Consider the following 15,740-nt stretch of genomic DNA (forward strand, 5'->3'; position numbering starts at 1 on the left):
CGCCCCGCCCGCGCACGCCGGACCGCCGCCCGTCCCCGGTGCCCGGCCGGGGCGGCGTCCTGGCCGGCGTCGCGCCAGGTGCGGGTGTCCCGCTCGCCGCGTGAGGGGTCGGCGGGGCCCGGCCGGGCACCGGGGACGGGCGGCGGTCCGGCGTGCGCGGGCGGGGCGCCCGGCATCGGCCGGGCACCGGGTACCGGCGGCGTGCCCGGTTGCGGGCCGGGGCCTCCGGGCGGAGACGCCGCGGGCTTCTCGTGCGTACCGTCGCGTTCCATCGCGTGTGCCACCCCTCGCAGGTCCGCACTCAATGTAGTCGAGCGGCCACCGCAGTCTGAAGGATCTTGGCACGCTCATGTCCGTCACGTCGAAGAGGCGTTCCGCAGTGCGCCCTATCGGAGTGTGCGGGGCTCCGCCGTACGGGCTTAGCCTGCGAGAAAAGACCACGGTTCGAAGGAGTACGTCCGCCATGACCGATCTGGCCCAGGAGCGTCGACTCGTCACCCCGATCCCCGGCCCCAAGTCGCAGGAGCTGCTGGCGCGCAAGACGGCGGCGGTCGCGAGCGGTGTCGGCGTGACCCTGCCCGTCTTCGTCACCCGCGCCGGCGGCGGCGTCCTGGAGGACGTGGACGGCAACTCCCTGATCGACTTCGGCTCCGGCATCGCGGTGACCTCGGTCGGCAACAGCGCCGAGGCGGTCGTGCGCCGCGCGTCGGCGCAGCTGGCCGACTTCACCCACACCTGTTTCATGGTGACGCCGTACGAGGGCTACGTGGAGGTCGCCGAGGCCCTCAACGAGCTGACCCCGGGCGACCACGAGAAGCGCACCGCGCTGTTCAACTCCGGTGCCGAGGCCGTCGAGAACGCGGTGAAGATCGCCCGCGCGTACACCAAGCGCCAGGCCGTCGTCGTCTTCGACCACGGCTACCACGGCCGCACCAACCTGACGATGGCGCTGACGGCGAAGAACATGCCGTACAAGCACTCGTTCGGCCCGTTCGCGCCCGAGGTCTACCGCATGCCGCTGGCGTACCCCTACCGCTGGCTGACCGGCGCGGAGAACTGCGCGGAGGAGGCCGCGGCCCAGGCGATCGACATGATCACCAAGCAGGTCGGGGCCGAGAACGTGGCCGCGATCGTGATCGAGCCGATCCAGGGCGAGGGCGGCTTCATCGAGCCGGCCAAGGGCTTCCTGCCGAAGCTGGTGGAGTTCGCGCGGGCGAACGGCATCGTCTTCGTCGCGGACGAGATCCAGACCGGCTTCTGCCGCACCGGCCAGTGGTTCGCCTGCGAGGACGAGGGCATCGTCCCGGACCTGATCACCACAGCCAAGGGCATCGCCGGCGGTCTGCCGCTGGCCGCGGTGACCGGCCGCGCCGAGATCATGGACGCCGCGCACTCCGGCGGTCTGGGCGGCACCTACGGCGGCAACCCGGTGGCGTGCGCCGGTGCGCTCGGCGCCATCGAGACGATGAAGGAGCAGGACCTCAACGCCAAGGCCCGCCGCATCGGCGAGATCATGCTCGGCCGGCTGCGCGGCATGCAGGAGAAGTTCGAGGTCATCGGTGAGGTCCGCGGCCGCGGCGCCATGATCGCGATCGAGCTGGTGGAGCCGGGCGGCAAGAACCCCAACGCCGCGGCGACCGCCGCCGTGGCCAAGGCCTGCCACGCCGAGGGCCTGGTGGTCCTGACCTGTGGCACCTACGGGAACGTGCTGCGCTTCCTGCCGCCGCTGGTCATCGGGGAGGACCTGCTGAACGAGGGCCTGGACATCATCGAGGGCGCTCTCGCCCGGCTGTGACCAGGTGCTTCGCCCGTGACCGAGCGGGTACGACACACAGCGTGAAGAAGGTGTGCGGGCCTGATGGCGGGAGGGTGCAACCCCTGCCGGGCGGCCCCCCGGTGACGTACGGTTTCCGCAGATGGATGAAACACCCCGTCTGCGGAAGTCCGCGGGCGACACTTCGCCGGTGACTCCCCATCACCGGCACAGCAGTGCCCTCGCGCACAGCGCCGAAGCCGAAGGCTCCGGCAATCCTCGCCGATCGGTCGGCCGCTTGCCCCAAACCCCCCGGGGCGGGCGGTACGGCGATCGTTCTGGCCGCCCCGGAACTCTCCCCCCTGTTCCGGGGCGGCCAACTTCTCTGGTGGCCGTGGTGTGCACGGCGCTCTTCGGACTGCTGACCTGGCAGGAAGCACTACGAGGGCGCCTGTTGGCCGTGGACGGGCCGGTGCGTGCCACCCTTGCGGGATCCTCCCCCCACCCCGCGGACCGCTCGGCCGTGGCACGGTTCCTGGCCGACCTGGGCAACTGGCAGGTCGCCGTGCCCGTACTGCTGCTTGCGATGGTCTGCACCACCTGGTGCGCCCACCGGTACCGACTGCCCCGCCCCTGGCTGCCACCGCTGGCGTACGCGCTGGTGATGGTCGTGGCGCCGCTGCTGGTCGCCCTGGTGAAGCCGCTGATCGGCCGGGCCGACCCCGGTTCGCCGACCCTCTCCCCGGGCTATCCCGGGTTCTACCCCTCCGGCCACACGGCCACGGCGGCCGCCGCTTACGGCGGCGCCGTGCTCCTGCTGCTGCCGTGGCTGGTACGCACGGCGGCACGGCGGCTGCTGGTCGCGGCCGCCGTGCTGCTCAACGGTGCGGTGGGGGTCGCCCTGGTCCGCTGCGGCTACCACTGGCCGCTCGACGTGGTGGGGAGCTGGCTGCTGTGCGGCGCCCTGCTCGCGGGCGCCGCCCTGGCGGTCAGTTGTTGGTCGGGAAACCGAGGTTGATGCCGCCGTGGCTCGGGTCGAGCCACCGCTGGGTGACGGCCTTGCCGCGGGTGAAGAAGTGGACGCCGTCCGGGCCGTACGCGTGCGTGTCGCCGAACAGCGAGGCCTTCCAGCCGCCGAAGGAGTAGTACGCCACCGGCACCGGGATCGGCACGTTGATGCCGACCATGCCGACCTCGACGTCGTGCTGGAAGCGCCGGGCGGCGCCGCCGTCGTTGGTGAAGATGGCCGTGCCGTTGCCGTACGGGTTGGTGTTGATCAGCTCCAGGCCCTCGTCGTACGAGCCCACGCGGACCACGGACAGGACCGGGCCGAAGATCTCGTCGTTGTAGACGGACATGCCGGGCTTGACGTCGTCGAAGAGGGTCGGGCCGAGCCAGAAGCCGTCCGTGGTGTCCTCGCCGGTGACGGCGTGCTCACGGCCGTCCACGGCGAGGGTCGCGCCGTCGGCGAGGCCCGCGTCGAGGTAGGACGTCACCTTGTCGCGGTGGGCACCGGTGACCAGCGGGCCCATCTCGGAGGCGGCGTTGCAGCCGGGGCCGACCGTGAGCCCGGCCATCCGCTCCTTGATCTTCTCGACCAGCGTGTCGCCGATCGGGTCGACCGCGACCAGGACGGACACGGCCATGCAACGCTCGCCGGCCGCGCCGAACCCGGCGTTGACGGCGGCGTCGGCGGCGAGGTCCAGGTCCGCGTCCGGCAGCACCAGCATGTGGTTCTTGGCTCCGCCCAGGGCCTGGACGCGCTTGCCGTAGCGAGTGCCGGTCTCGTAGACGTACCGGGCGATCGGGGTGGAGCCGACGAAGGAGACGGACTTGACGTCCGGGTGCTCCAGGAGGCGGTCGACGGCGACCTTGTCGCCGTGCACGACGTTGAAGACGCCGTCCGGCAGCCCGGCCTGCTTCCACAGCCCGGCCAGGAAGTTGGCGGCGGACGGGTCCTTCTCGGAGGGCTTGACGACGACGGTGTTGCCCGCGGCGATGGCGATGGGGAAGAACCACATCGGCACCATGGCCGGGAAGTTGAAGGGCGAGATGATCGCGACCGGGCCGAGCGGCTGGCGGATCGAGTAGACGTCGATGCCGGTCGAGGCCTGCTCGGTGAAGCCTCCCTTGATGAGCTGCGGGATGCCGCAGGCGTACTCGACGACCTCCAGGCCGCGGGCGATCTCGCCGAGGGCGTCGGAGTGCACCTTGCCGTGCTCGGAGACGATGATCGCCGCCAGCTCGTCGCGCTGGGCGTTGAGGAGCTCGCGGAAGGCGAAGAGCACCGAGGTGCGCTTGGCCACCGAGGCGTTCCGCCACTCCTTGAACGCGGCGGCGGCCGCGCCGACGGCTTGGTCGACCTCGGAGATCGACGCGAAGTCCACCCGACCGGTCACGGCCCCGGTGGCGGGGTCGTACACGTCCCCGTGCCGCTCCGCGGTGCCGGTCCACGTCTGTCCGGCGATCCAGTGCGTGATGTGCTTGTCGGTCACGGCGGACCTTCCTCTCCTCGTCTCCTGCCAGTCTCGTCAGCGGGCAGGGCCCCCTCAAGCACCAAGGTGTCGGCGTCGGAGCCGGGAGCTTTACAGGTCGTACAGCTCGTCGGGGTGCTCCATGCCCTCCATGAGGTCCAGCCGGATGTCCTGCGCCCAGTCGAAGGCCCAGCGCTTGGCGGCGGCGACGGCCGCGCCGTCCAGTCCCTGCGCCGCGTACGCCGCGTCGTCGGCCTCGACGAGCTTGTCGAGGCGGTCGGCGAGGAGGCGCGGCTGGAGGTCCTCGTCGAGGTGGACGGCCATCGTCAGCAGCTCCCCCGGTGTGAACCAGGCGGTCAGGGCGTGGACGTCGACCAGGTCGCGCACGGTGGCGCGGTCGGCGACGGCGGCCACCTTCAGGGCGGCGCAGTCCTCCAGCGCCACCACCGGAACGGGCCCGGACAGGCCGAGGCCGACACGGACCGGGGGGCGGGAGAGCGGCTGCTTGGCGACGTGGACCGTATGGCCGGCGTCGCCCGGCGAGGTGACCCCCAGGTGGGCGGCCAGTGGTGTGCCGGGCAGCGCGACCACCTCGTAACCGGCCCCGGTGTACGCGGCCGCGAGCGCGGCACCGATGTCGCCGGCCGGTGTGGAGCTGAAGGTCACCAGGTCGAGGTGGCGGGACGGGCGGCGGTCGAAACCGTGCGCGATCAGCGCGAGGCCGCCCGCCACGGCGAGGCCGTGGCGCCCGCAGACGGGCAGGGCGGTCTCGACGAGGTGCGCGAGGCCGGGCGTGAGGTCCATGTCAGCCCGCCGCGGCGGCAGGCGCGGGAGCGGGCGCGCACTTGGGCGCGCCCCGGTATCCGGGGCCGCTCCGGGGCCGGCCGCGTTCCGTGCGGATCATGGCACCAGTGTCGCGCACGGGGGCGTACGGGTGGTGGGCCCCCGGGCGCGGGGTCACTCGCCCGGATCACGGCCGCGCCGTCCCGCCAGGTGGGCCGCCGCCTCGTGCATGGCCAGCTCCAGGACGCCGGGGTCCGTGAGGTTGCCGGTGCCGTCCGGCGGCACGAGCCAGCGGACGCCGCCCGTGGCGCGGCCGGGGTAGGGGACCACGATCCAGGTGCCGGGGCCCGCGGTGCGGACCCCGGTGCCGATCCAGCGGGCGGCGGTGCCCGGGGGCACGAAGTAGCCCATGCGGGAGTCGCCGAAGTCGGCCAGGACCGGGCCCGGGCGGTCGACGAGACGGGTGAGGACGTCGAGCGTCGGGTAGCCCAGTTCGCCGGTGAGGATGAGGACGTCCCACAGCCGCCCGGCGGGCAGGAGCGTCACCCCGAGGGGGTGCCGCTCCCATTCCCACCGGGTGGCGTCGGGGTCGGGTGCCACGGAAACCAGCCATTCGACCGCGCCCCGCGCGTCTGTGCCCACCATGCCGGTTCCTCCGTTCCGTGTGTGCGCTGTCGTGCTGTCACGCGGAGAGAGGAGGCCGGGCCCGGATCATTACGCGGGTTTCACCACGCTCGATGGGGTGATGCGGCTCACAGGGTGCGCGGGCGGTGCGGCAGGGGCGGTCAGCTGTCGAAGCCGAGGCCGAGCCGGTCCATCGTCTTCAGCCACAGGTTGCGCCGGCCGGCGTTGCGGTCGGCGCGGTCCAGCGACCACTTGGTGAGGCTGATGCCCGCCCACGCCAGGGGCTCGGGCGGGAAGGGCAGCGGCTTGGTGCGGACCATGCGCAGTGCGGTGCGGTCGGTGCGCTCGCCGGAGAGCAGGTCGAGCATGACGTCCCCGCCGAAGCGGGTGGCGCCGACGCCGAGGCCGGTGTAGCCGGCGGCGTAGGCGACCTTCCCGTCGTGGGCGGTGCCGTAGAAGGCGGAGAAGCGCGAGCAGGTGTCGATCGCGCCGCCCCAGGCATGGCTGAAGCGCACGCCCTCCAGCTGCGGGAAGCAGCGGAAGAAATGCCCGGCGAGCTTCAGGTACGTCTCCGGGCGTTCGTCGCGTGCGGCGTCCAGGCGGCCGCCGTACGGGTAGATGGCGTCGTAGCCGCCCCACAGGACGCGGTTGTCGGCGGTGAGCCGGAAGTAGTGGAACTGGTTGGCGCTGTCGCCGAGCCCCTGGCGCTTCTTCCAGCCGATCGCGCCGAGCTGCTGCGGCGTCAGCGGCTCGGTCACCAGCGCGTAGTCGTACACGGGGACGATGTAGGGACGCACCCGGCGCACCAGCGAGGGGAAGACGTTGGTGCCGAGCGCGACGTGCCGGGCGAAGACCCGCCCGTACGGGGTGCGCACGGCCATGCCGGAGCCGTTGCGGGCGAGCTGGGTGGCGCGGGTGTGCTCGTAGACGCGTACGCCCAGTTCCTCGCAGGCCCGCTTGAGGCCCCAGGCGAGCTTCGCCGGGTGCAGCATGGCGACGCCCCTGCGGTCCCACAGCCCGCCGACGAAGGTCGGCGAGTCGACCTCGGCACGGACCTGGTCACGGTCGAGCAGCTCCAGTTCGACGCCGTGCCGGGCGGCCTCCTCGGCGGAGGCCCGGAGGTCGTCGAGCTGGTAGGGCTCGGTGGCGACGTCGATCTCCCCGGAGCGTTCGAAGTCGCAGTCGATGGAGTAGCGGTCCACCGCCTCCTCGATGCCGTCGAGGTTGCGGTTGCCCAGCTCCTCCAGTCGCCCGAACTCCTCGGGCCAGCGGGCGAGTCCGTTGGCCAGGCCGTGGGTGAGGCTGGCGGCGCAGAAGCCGCCGTTGCGGCCGGACGCCGCCCAGCCCACCTCCTTGCCCTCGATCAGGACGACGTCGCGGCGCGGGTCGCGCTCCTTGGCGAGCAACGCGGTCCACAGCCCGGTGTAGCCGCCGCCGACCACCAGCAGGTCGCAGTGCTCGTCGCCGACGAGGGCGGAGCCGGCCTGCGGCCTGCCGGGGTCCTCCAGCCAGAACGGTGTCGGCTGCGCGTCGGCGAGCGAACGGGCTGGATCCATGGGGTCTCACACCTTTGCGGATGCGGTCGGCGGATTAACTATGGGCTTTCCTACGGCGGCTGAGCAGCTGTCCGACGACGACGCACAGCACCGCCACGACGAACATCAGCGTGCCGATGACGTTCACCTGGACGGGCAGGCCCTTCTGGGCCGCGCCCCAGACGAACATCGGGAAGGTCACGGTGGCCGGGCCGGCGTTGAACTGCGTGATGATGAAGTCGTCGATGGAGATCGCGAAGCTGAGCAGCGCTCCCGCCGCGATGCCGGGCGCGGCGATCGGGAAGGTGATCCGCCAGAACGTCGACCACGGTGTGGCGTACAGGTCCTGGGCGGCCTGCTCCAGTCGCGGGTCCATGCTCATCACGCGCGCCTTGACCGCCGTCACGACGAAGCTGAGGCAGAACATGATGTGCGCGATGAGGATGGTCCAGAAGCCGAACTGGATGCGCATGTTGAGGAAGAGGGTGCCGAGCGAGGCGCCCATGACGATCTCGGGCATCGCCATCGGCAGCCAGATCAGGCCGGTCACCGGGCCCCGGCCGCGGAAGCGGTAGCGGCCGAGCGCGAAGGCGACCATGGTGCCGAGGATCGTGGCGCCGATGGTGGCGAGCACGGCGATCTCCAGGGACAGCGACACCGAGTCGCACATGTCGCCGACACCGCAGGGGTTGGCCCAGGCGTCGAGCGAGAAGTGGTTCCAGGAGTAGTTGAAGCGGCCCTTGGGCTGGTTGAAGGAGAAGATCAGGACGATCACGTTGGGGATCGTCATGTAGGCGAGCGCGGCCGCGGCGGCGAAGACCACGAGGCGCCGACGCACCCAGTTCAGCACGGGCATCAGACCAGTTCCTCCGTCCCCGCCTTGCGGATGTAGACGGACACGATCACCAGGATCGCGGCCATGAGCATGAAGGACAGTGCGGCGGCGGTCGGGTAGTCGAGCACCGTGAGGAACTTGGACTGGATGACGTTGCCGATCATCTGCTCGCTGGGACTGCCCAGCAACTCGGCGTTGATGTAGTCGCCGGAGGCGGGGATGAAGGTGAGCAGCGTGCCGGCCACGACGCCGGGGAGCGAGATCGGGAAGGTCACCTTGCGGAAGGTGGTGAAGGGCCGGGCGTACAGGTCGCCCGCCGCCTCGTGCAGCCGCGGGTCGATGCGCTCCAGCGAGCTGTAGAGCGGCAGGATCATGAAGGGCAGGAAGTTGTACGTCAGACCGCACACCACCGCCAGCGGGGTGGCGAGCACGCGGTCGTCGGCGGTGATGCCCAGGGACGCGGTGACGCTGAGGATGTGCAGCTTGTCCAGCACGGTGACGACGTAGCCGTCGTCCGCGAGGATCGTCTTCCAGGCCAGGGTGCGGATCAGGAAGCTGGTGAAGAACGGCGCGATGACCATGACCAGCAGCACGTTCCGCCAGCGGCCCGCCTTGAAGGCGATGGTGTACGCCAGCGGGTAGCCGATCGCCAGGCACAGCACGGTGGCGATGCCGGCGTAGGTCAGCGAGCGCAGGTAGAAGACGTCGTATTCCTTGAACGCGTCCCAGTAGGTCGCGAAGTGCCAGGTGACGCGGTAGCCGGTCTCCAGGGAGCCGGTCTGCACCGAGGTCGAGGCCTGGTAGACCATCGGGGCGGCGAAGAAGACCAGCAGCCACAGGATGCCGGGCAGCAGCAGCCAGTAGGGGACGAGTCTGCGCCGCCGGGCGGCGCCGGCCGGGACCGGCGGGGTCTCCTCCGGCGCCCCGGCGGGGGCGGTGGACAGGGCGGCCATTACGCGTTGACCTCCCCGGCCTCGATGTCCTGCGCGGCGTCGAGACCGAAGGTGTGCGCGGGGCTCCAGTGCAGCACCACCTCGGCGCCGGGGGCGAGACGGCCGTCGCGCTCGACGTTCTGCGCGAAGACGGCCAGCTCCGGGCACCAGGGGCTGTTGACGACGTACTGGGTGGAGACGCCGATGAAGCTGGCGTCGACGATCCGCCCGGTGATCTTGTTGCGGTCCTCGGGGACCTCGGCCGCGTCGTCGGCGTGGACGATGGAGATCTTCTCGGGGCGCACCCCGGCGAGGAGCTTGTCGCCCGCCTGCACGGAGGGGACGCACCGTGCGGTGGGCATCGCCAGACGGCCGTCACCGACGCTGAGCAGCAGGTCGTCGCCGCTGGTACCGGCGACCTCGGCCTCGATGAGGTTGGACTGGCCGAGGAAGTTGGCGACGAAGGTGGTGCTGGGGTTCTCGTACAGGTCGGTGGGCGCGCCCAGCTGCTCGATGCGGCCCGCGTTCATCACGGCGATGGTGTCGGCCATGGTCATGGCCTCTTCCTGGTCGTGCGTGACGTGCACGAAGGTGATGCCGACCTCGGTCTGGATGCGCTTGAGCTCCAGCTGCATCTGACGGCGCAGCTTCAGGTCCAGGGCGCCCAGCGGCTCGTCGAGGAGCAGCACCTTGGGGTGGTTGATCAGGGCACGGGCGACGGCGACGCGCTGCTGCTGGCCGCCGGAGAGCTGGTGCGGCTTGCGGCGGGCGAGGTGACCCAGCTCGACGAGGTCGAGCATGTCCCCGACCTGGCCCTTGACGGACTTGATGCCGCGGCGGCGCAGGCCGAAGGCGACGTTCTCGTAGATGTCCAGGTGCGGGAAGAGCGCGTAGTTCTGGAAGACCGTGTTGACCGGGCGCTTGTACGGCGGCAGGCCGGTGACGTCCTGGTCGCCGATGCGGACGGTGCCGCTGCTGGGGTCCTCCAGACCGGCGATCATGCGCAGCGTGGTGGTCTTGCCGCAGCCGGAGGCGCCCAGGAGGGCGAAGAAGGAGCCCTCGGGGATGGTGAGGTCGAGCGGGTGGACGGCCGTGAAGTCGCCGTAGTCCTTGCCGATGCCGGTGAGGGTCACGGCGCCGCCCGCGGAGGCGGGGTCCTTGCCGCCGGCCGGCTCGGTGAGCGGTGCGGTCTGCTGGGTCATGTCGTCAGATCCCTAACTGCGGTGGCCGGTCAGGCGCCGATGAGCTTGGCGAACTTGTCCTCGAAGGCGGTCTCCTCCTTGGAGGAGAGCGACCGGAAGGGATGGGCCTTCGCCTTCATCTCCGCGTTGGGAATGATCAGCGGGTTGTTGGCCACGTCCTTGTCGATCTTGAGGAGTTCCTCGTAGACGCCCGTGCAGGGCGTGATGTAGTTGACCCATGCCGCGAGCTCGGCGGCGATCGCGGGCTGGTAGTACCAGTCCATGAGCCGCTCGGCGTTCTTGCGGTGCTTGGAGCCCGCCGGGACCAGCATGTTGTCGGTGGAGTAGATGTAGCCGGCGGGCGGGATCACGAACTTGATCTCGGGGTTGTCGGCCTGGAGCTGTACCAGGTCGCCGGCCCAGGCGACGCAGGCGGCGATGTTCCCCGAGGCGAGGCCGTCGGTGTACTCGTTGCCGGTGAACTGGCGGATCTGCTTGTTGTCCACGGCCTTCTGGACGCGGGCCACGGCCGCGTCGAAGTCGTCCGCGGTGAAGGACTCCGGCCGCTTGCCCATGTCGAGCAGGGTCATGCCTATGGTGTCGCGCATCTCGCTGAGCATGGCGACGCGGCCCTTGAGGTCGGGGTCGTCCAGCAGCTGGGAGACGCTGCCGACCTTCTTCCCCTTGGTCGCCTTCTCGTTGTAGGCGATGACGGTGGCGATGCCCTGCCAGGGGTAGGAGTGGGCGCGTCCGGGGTCCCAGTCGGGGTTGCGGAAACGTTGCTCCAGGTTGGTGAACGCGTTCGGCAGGTAGGTGGGGTCCAGCGGCTGGGCCCAGCCCAGGCGGATCATCCGGGCGGCCATCCAGTCGGTGAGGACGACCAGGTCGCGGCCGGTGGACTGGCCCGCGGCGAGCTGTGGTTTGATCTTGGCGAAGAACTCGACGTTGTCGGTGATGTCGTCGCTGTACTTGACCTTGATCCCGGTCTTCTTCTCGAAGGCCTCCAGGGTCGGCATGTGCTTCTCGTCGTCGCTCATGTCGATGTAGAGCTGCCAGTTCGAGAAGACCAGCGACTTGTCCTTGTCGGACAGGTCGTCGCTCTTCACACCGCCCTGGTTGTTGGTGGCGGCCGGGATGCCGCACGCGGCCAGCGCCCCGGCGCCCGTGACACCGAGCCCCGCGCCGAGCACCCGGCGCCGGCTGACCGATGCCCTCCCGTTGGTCAGGCTGCGTTCCCACGCTTTGCGTACGGGCTCGGACAGGCCCTCGAACATCTCCATTGCGGTGCGGCCTCCAGGGGCGGTGGTGCGTGGGACGGACGGGCTAGCGGGCCGGTGGGGGGCGGTCCCGGAGGGGCCGGCGGCCGAAGGGTCAGCGGTCGCCGAAGATCGTGCGGTGCCAGTCCTTCCTGGCGACCGCGGTGTTGTCGTACATCACGTGCTTGACCTGCGTGTACTCCTCCAGGGAGTACACCGACATGTCCTTGCCGTACCCGGAGGCCCGATAGCCCCCGTGCGGCATCTCGCTGATGATCGGGATGTGGTCGTTGACCCAGACGCACCCCGCCTTGATCTCACGGGTGGCACGGCCCGCACGGAAGACGTCACGGGTCCACGCGGACGCGGCCAGACCGTACGGCGTGTCGTTGGCCAGGGCCAGACCTTCATCATCGCTGTCGAACGGCAGCACGACCAGTACCGGCCCGAAGATCTCGGACTGGACGATCTCGCTGTCCTGCGCGGCGCCGGTGACCAGCGTGGGCCGGTAGAAGGCGCCCGCCGACGCGGGGGCCTGCCCGCCGGTGACGACCGTGGCGTAGGAGCGGGCGCGCTCCACGAAGCCGGCGACGCGGTCGCGCTGGGCGTGGGAGATCAGCGGGCCGAGGTCGGTCTTGGCGTCGAAGGGATCGCCCACGCGGATACCGGAGAAGAGGTCGGCGACCCCGGCGACGAAGGCGTCGCAGAGGGGGCGCTGCACGTAGGCGCGGGTCGCTGCGGTGCAGTCCTGGCCGGTGTTGATCAGGGCACCGGCGACCGCGCCGTGGACGGCCGCCTCCAGGTCGGCGTCGTCGAACACGACGAAGGGCGCCTTGCCGCCGAGTTCCAGGTGGAGCCGCTTGACGGTGGCGGTGGCGATCTCCGCGACGCGCTTGCCCACCGCGGTGGAGCCGGTGAAGGAGGTCATGGCGACATCCGGGTGCCCCACCAGGTGCTCGCCCGCCCCCTTGCCGGCGCCGGTGACGATGTTGACCACGCCCGCCGGGATGCCCGCCTCGGTCGCCGCCTGGGCGAACATCAGCGAGGTCAGCGGGGTCAGCTCGGCCGGCTTGAGCACGATGGTGTTGCCCGCGGCGATCGCCGGGAGGACCTTCCAGGCGGCCATCTGCAGCGGGTAGTTCCACGGTGCGATGGAGCCCACGACGCCGACGGGCTCGCGCCGCACGTAGGAGGTGTGGTCGCCGGAGTACTCCCCCGCCGCCTTGCCCTCCAGGTGGCGGGCGGCGCCCGCGAAGAAGGCGGTGTTGTCGACGGTGCCCGGGACGTCGAACTCGGTGGTCAGCCGGAGCGGTTTGCCGCACTGCAGCGACTCGGCGTACGCGAACTCGGCGGCCCGCTCGGCGAGGACGCCGGCGAAGCGGTGCATGGCGTCGGAGCGCGCACCGGGGGTGGCGCCGGCCCAGCCGGGCAGCGCCTGCGCTGCGGCGGCGACGGCGGCGTCCACGTCGGCGGTGCCGGCCAGTTCACAGGAGTACACGGTCTCACCGGTGGCCGGGTCGACGACGGGGTGCCGCCGGCCCGAGGTGCCGGGGCGCAAGGTTCCGCCGATGTACTGGGCCCCCTCGGCGAAACGCTCCCTCACATCGAACTCGCCGTTCGCGCTGAGGTCCATCGTCTTCTCCTCGCACTCGGCTCGGCGGCGTGGCCAAAGCCTTGATTGGTGGACGATCCTGACAGAGTAGGCTCGCCCCAACAAGTGATTCCGTTGTTGCCTTTTGGTTACGCGACGAATTCTGTGTTCACCTGACGGCCCGCAACAGGTCGACACCGTGGACGATGCCGGGCGCCACGTGCACCGGGCAACCGACACATCGCATGCCGTGCGACGGGGGCCTTTACACCCTGGAGCTACGGTGGCACGACGTTCCGCCCCCGTTCCGCCCCGGAGGTCACCGTGTTCCCCACCGTCGCCGAGGTCCTGGAACTGGACGTGCTCAGGCGGGGTTCGCCGCAGGTGGTCGCGGGCTCCGGCGGACTGCAGCGCCCGGTGCGCTGGGTGCACATCAGCGAGCTGGCCGACATCGCGGGCATGCTCCACGGGGGCGAGCTGGTCCTCACCACGGGCGTGATGCTGCCCGACGACAAGGAGTCCCTGGCCCGCTACATCGACGGCCTCGCCGACGTCGGCGCCGCGGGCCTCGTCGTCGAACTGGGCCGGCGCTACGCGGACGCCCTCCCCCGCCCCCTGGTCCGGGCCGCCGAACGACGCGGACTGCCGCTGGTGGCACTCCGTACCGAGGTGCGCTTCGTGGCGGTGACCGAGGCCGTGCACGCCCACGTCGTCGACGCCCAGCTGACCGAGCTGCGGGCGTCGGAGGCGGTGCACCAGATCTTCAACGAGCTGTCCGTCGAGGGCGCGGAGCCCGAGGAGGTCGTGCGCGAGGTGGCCCGGATGGCGGGCGCGCCCGTGGTGCTGGAGAACCTCTCCCACCAGGTGCTCGCGTTCGACCCGGCCGGCCAGGACCCCGAAGCCCTGCTCGACGGCTGGGAGCGGCGCAGCCGCGGCGTCCACCCGGCCGGGCGCACCGGCCACGACCCGCGCACCGGCTGGCTGGTCACCGGCGTGGGGGCGCGCGGCCGCGACTGGGGCAGGCTGGTGATCGTCGGCGAGCCCGCGCCCGACGAGGAGCCGGAACCGGGCGAACGCCCGCACCGGCACAGCGTGCTGCTGGAGCGGGGGGCGGCCACCCTCGCGCTCAACCGGCTGCTGGAGCGCGACCGGGAGTCCCTGGAACGGCAGACCCACCGCACCCTGCTCTCCGGCATCCTCACGCACGCCCTGACCGTCTCCGACGTGGCGCTGCGCGCCCGCGCCCTGGGCGTGCCGCTGGAGGGCCGGCGGCTGGTCGGCGTCATGCTGCGGCTGCGCGGCGGACCGGCCTCGGCCGCCCTGGAGGCGCAGGCCCGGCTGCGGGACTTCACCGAGACCGCCGCCCAGGCCGTGCGCGAGCGGGGCCTGACCGCGCTCACCGGCACCCTCGACGACGGCGGTGTCGGCGTGCTGGTCTCCCTCGGCCCGTCCGACCACGAGCACACCGCACTGGAGGACTTCGCCGCCGCCCTCACCCGGCTGACCGAGCCCGCCCCCGACGGCGGCCCCGCCTTCGTCATGGCGGCCGGCTCCTCCGTCGGCTCCCTGCGCGACGCCCGGCGCACCCTGCTGGAGGCGGCACAGGTCGCGGACGCCGCGATGCACGGCGGGCGCAAGGCGGGCACCTATTACCGGCTGCCCGACGTCCGGCTGCGCGGCCTGCTGCACCTCCTGCGCGACGACGCGCGGCTGCAGACGTACGTCGAGCGCGAACTCGGCCCGCTGCTCTCGTACGACGCCGAGCACGGCACGGACCTCGTCCGGATCCTCACCGTCTACCTGGACGCCGGCCGCAACAAGTCGGCCGCGGCCGACGCCGCGCACCTGTCGCGGCCCTCCTTCTACGACCGGCTGCACCGGGTCGAGCGCGTCCTCGGCATCGACCTGGACCAGGTCGAGTCCTGCCTCTCGCTGCACGTGGCCCTGCTGGCGCTGGACGCGGTGCGGCGCTGAGGCGACCCCGCGGCGCCCCCGTTACGGGACGTCCAGGTGCCAGTAGGTGTAGTCGTAGTCGAAGCCGGGGGCGACCTCGACCTGGAACGTGCCGTCCTCGTCGTCCTTGGGCACGAGTACGGTGATCTCCCTTGTCGCGCGCTCCCCCGGCGACAGTTCGTCGGGCAGGCCCACACCGGCGGTCAGGTCGGTCAGGCTCTCGTCCTCGAAGTCGTCCGCGTAGGCCGAGACTTCACTCTCGCCCAGGTCGGCGGTCGTGTCGCCGGTGTTCTCCAACTCGACGGAGAAAGTGACGGCGGTGCCGCCGTCGAGCTGGCTCTCCGGGAGGACGATATCCCGGTGGACGTCCGACAGCGTGACGTGGACCCCGTCGTCGTAGAGCGCGGTGCCGTCGACGTCCAGCGGCGCCGCCCAGTCGCCGTTCCGGGAGGTGATGAGGTCGTCGCCGGACCCGTCGAACCAGCCGTCGTCGATCCCGCTGAACACCAGGGCGATCATCGCGACCGACAGGCCGATGGAGACGATCCCGAGGATGAGGCCGGTCAAGGCCTGCGGCCGGTTGGTCGCCTCGCCGCGCCGGGCGATCCGCAGGCCTACGATGCCGCAGACGACGGCCGCGATGCCGAGCGGGAGGCCGAGGAAGGCCCCGAAGCAGGAGATGGCCAGGACGGCGCCCACGATGCCCATGATCATCGCCGTCAGGCCGGCGCCGTTGCGGGCGACGGGCGGCGCCCATCCGCCGTAGGGGCCCACCGCGTAGCCGGGCTGGGCGGGGTAGCCCGGCTACGCGGTGGGCCCCTAC

Annotated in this window: 13 protein-coding genes; 3 read left to right on the forward strand and 10 right to left on the reverse strand. The window is 71.4% G+C overall.

From position 1 onward, the window contains the following. The first annotated feature begins 463 nt into the window (after window positions 1–463). Both gabT and PV350_RS35310 read left to right on the forward strand, forming a co-directional pair. Window positions 464–1,795 carry a 4-aminobutyrate--2-oxoglutarate transaminase gene (gabT, locus tag PV350_RS35305; protein WP_499514297.1) on the forward strand — a complete coding sequence of 444 codons (1,332 nt, stop codon included), beginning with the start codon at window positions 464–466 and terminating at the stop codon, window positions 1,793–1,795. A gap of 352 nt (window positions 1,796–2,147) precedes the next feature. Beyond that, window positions 2,148–2,771, forward strand: a complete 624-nt coding sequence (locus PV350_RS35310; protein WP_500337603.1) for a phosphatase PAP2 family protein — start codon at window positions 2,148–2,150, stop codon at window positions 2,769–2,771. Here PV350_RS35310 and PV350_RS35315 read toward each other — a convergent pair. From PV350_RS35315 to PV350_RS35355, 9 genes are all read right to left on the reverse strand, one after another. Then, on the reverse strand, window positions 2,743–4,248 hold the full coding sequence (locus PV350_RS35315; RefSeq protein WP_499514295.1) for a CoA-acylating methylmalonate-semialdehyde dehydrogenase: 1,506 nt from the start codon (window positions 4,246–4,248) through the stop codon (window positions 2,743–2,745). The genes PV350_RS35310 and PV350_RS35315 overlap by 29 nt on opposite strands. Before the next feature lie 90 nt (window positions 4,249–4,338). Beyond that, window positions 4,339–5,031, reverse strand: coding sequence for a nucleotidyl transferase AbiEii/AbiGii toxin family protein (locus tag PV350_RS35320; protein ID WP_499514294.1), 693 nt, complete (start codon window positions 5,029–5,031; stop codon window positions 4,339–4,341). Between the two features lie 153 nt (window positions 5,032–5,184). Next, window positions 5,185–5,655, reverse strand: a complete 471-nt coding sequence (locus PV350_RS35325) for a hypothetical protein (RefSeq protein WP_499514293.1) — start codon at window positions 5,653–5,655, stop codon at window positions 5,185–5,187. A 140-nt stretch (window positions 5,656–5,795) separates the two neighbouring features. Further along, complete coding sequence (locus PV350_RS35330; protein ID WP_500337604.1) at window positions 5,796–7,190, reverse strand: NAD(P)/FAD-dependent oxidoreductase; 1,395 nt, start codon at window positions 7,188–7,190, stop codon at window positions 5,796–5,798. A gap of 34 nt (window positions 7,191–7,224) precedes the next feature. Then, window positions 7,225–8,025, reverse strand: coding sequence for an ABC transporter permease (locus PV350_RS35335; RefSeq protein ID WP_499514291.1), 801 nt, complete (start codon window positions 8,023–8,025; stop codon window positions 7,225–7,227). Beyond that, entirely contained in the window at window positions 8,025–8,957 is a 933-nt protein-coding gene (locus PV350_RS35340; RefSeq protein ID WP_500337605.1) for an ABC transporter permease, read from the reverse strand. Before PV350_RS35340 ends, PV350_RS35335 begins: the two co-directional genes overlap by 1 nt. Next, the gene (locus PV350_RS35345; RefSeq protein ID WP_500337606.1) at window positions 8,957–10,138 is read right to left on the reverse strand and encodes an ABC transporter ATP-binding protein; all 1,182 of its coding nucleotides are present in this window, start codon (window positions 10,136–10,138) and stop codon (window positions 8,957–8,959) included. Before PV350_RS35345 ends, PV350_RS35340 begins: the two co-directional genes overlap by 1 nt. A 29-nt stretch (window positions 10,139–10,167) precedes the next feature. Further along, window positions 10,168–11,397: an ABC transporter substrate-binding protein gene (locus tag PV350_RS35350; protein WP_499514288.1), complete on the reverse strand. Its 1,230-nt coding sequence runs from the start codon at window positions 11,395–11,397 to the stop codon at window positions 10,168–10,170. A gap of 91 nt (window positions 11,398–11,488) precedes the next feature. Next, window positions 11,489–13,006 carry a gamma-aminobutyraldehyde dehydrogenase gene (locus tag PV350_RS35355; protein WP_500337607.1) on the reverse strand — a complete coding sequence of 506 codons (1,518 nt, stop codon included), beginning with the start codon at window positions 13,004–13,006 and terminating at the stop codon, window positions 11,489–11,491. Window positions 13,007–13,288: 282 nt separating this feature from the next. Between PV350_RS35355 and PV350_RS35360 the strand changes: the two genes are divergently transcribed. Further along, window positions 13,289–14,938: a PucR family transcriptional regulator gene (locus PV350_RS35360; protein ID WP_499514286.1), complete on the forward strand. Its 1,650-nt coding sequence runs from the start codon at window positions 13,289–13,291 to the stop codon at window positions 14,936–14,938. Window positions 14,939–14,959: 21 nt separating this feature from the next. Here PV350_RS35360 and PV350_RS35365 read toward each other — a convergent pair whose 3' ends face one another. Then, window positions 14,960–15,691 carry a DUF4190 domain-containing protein gene (locus PV350_RS35365; RefSeq protein ID WP_500337608.1) on the reverse strand — a complete coding sequence of 244 codons (732 nt, stop codon included), beginning with the start codon at window positions 15,689–15,691 and terminating at the stop codon, window positions 14,960–14,962. Between the last annotated feature and the right edge of the window lie 49 nt (window positions 15,692–15,740).

It is taken from the genome of Streptomyces sp. PA03-6a, assembly GCF_033792765.1.
In the GTDB taxonomy this organism is placed as follows: domain Bacteria; phylum Actinomycetota; class Actinomycetes; order Streptomycetales; family Streptomycetaceae; genus Actinacidiphila.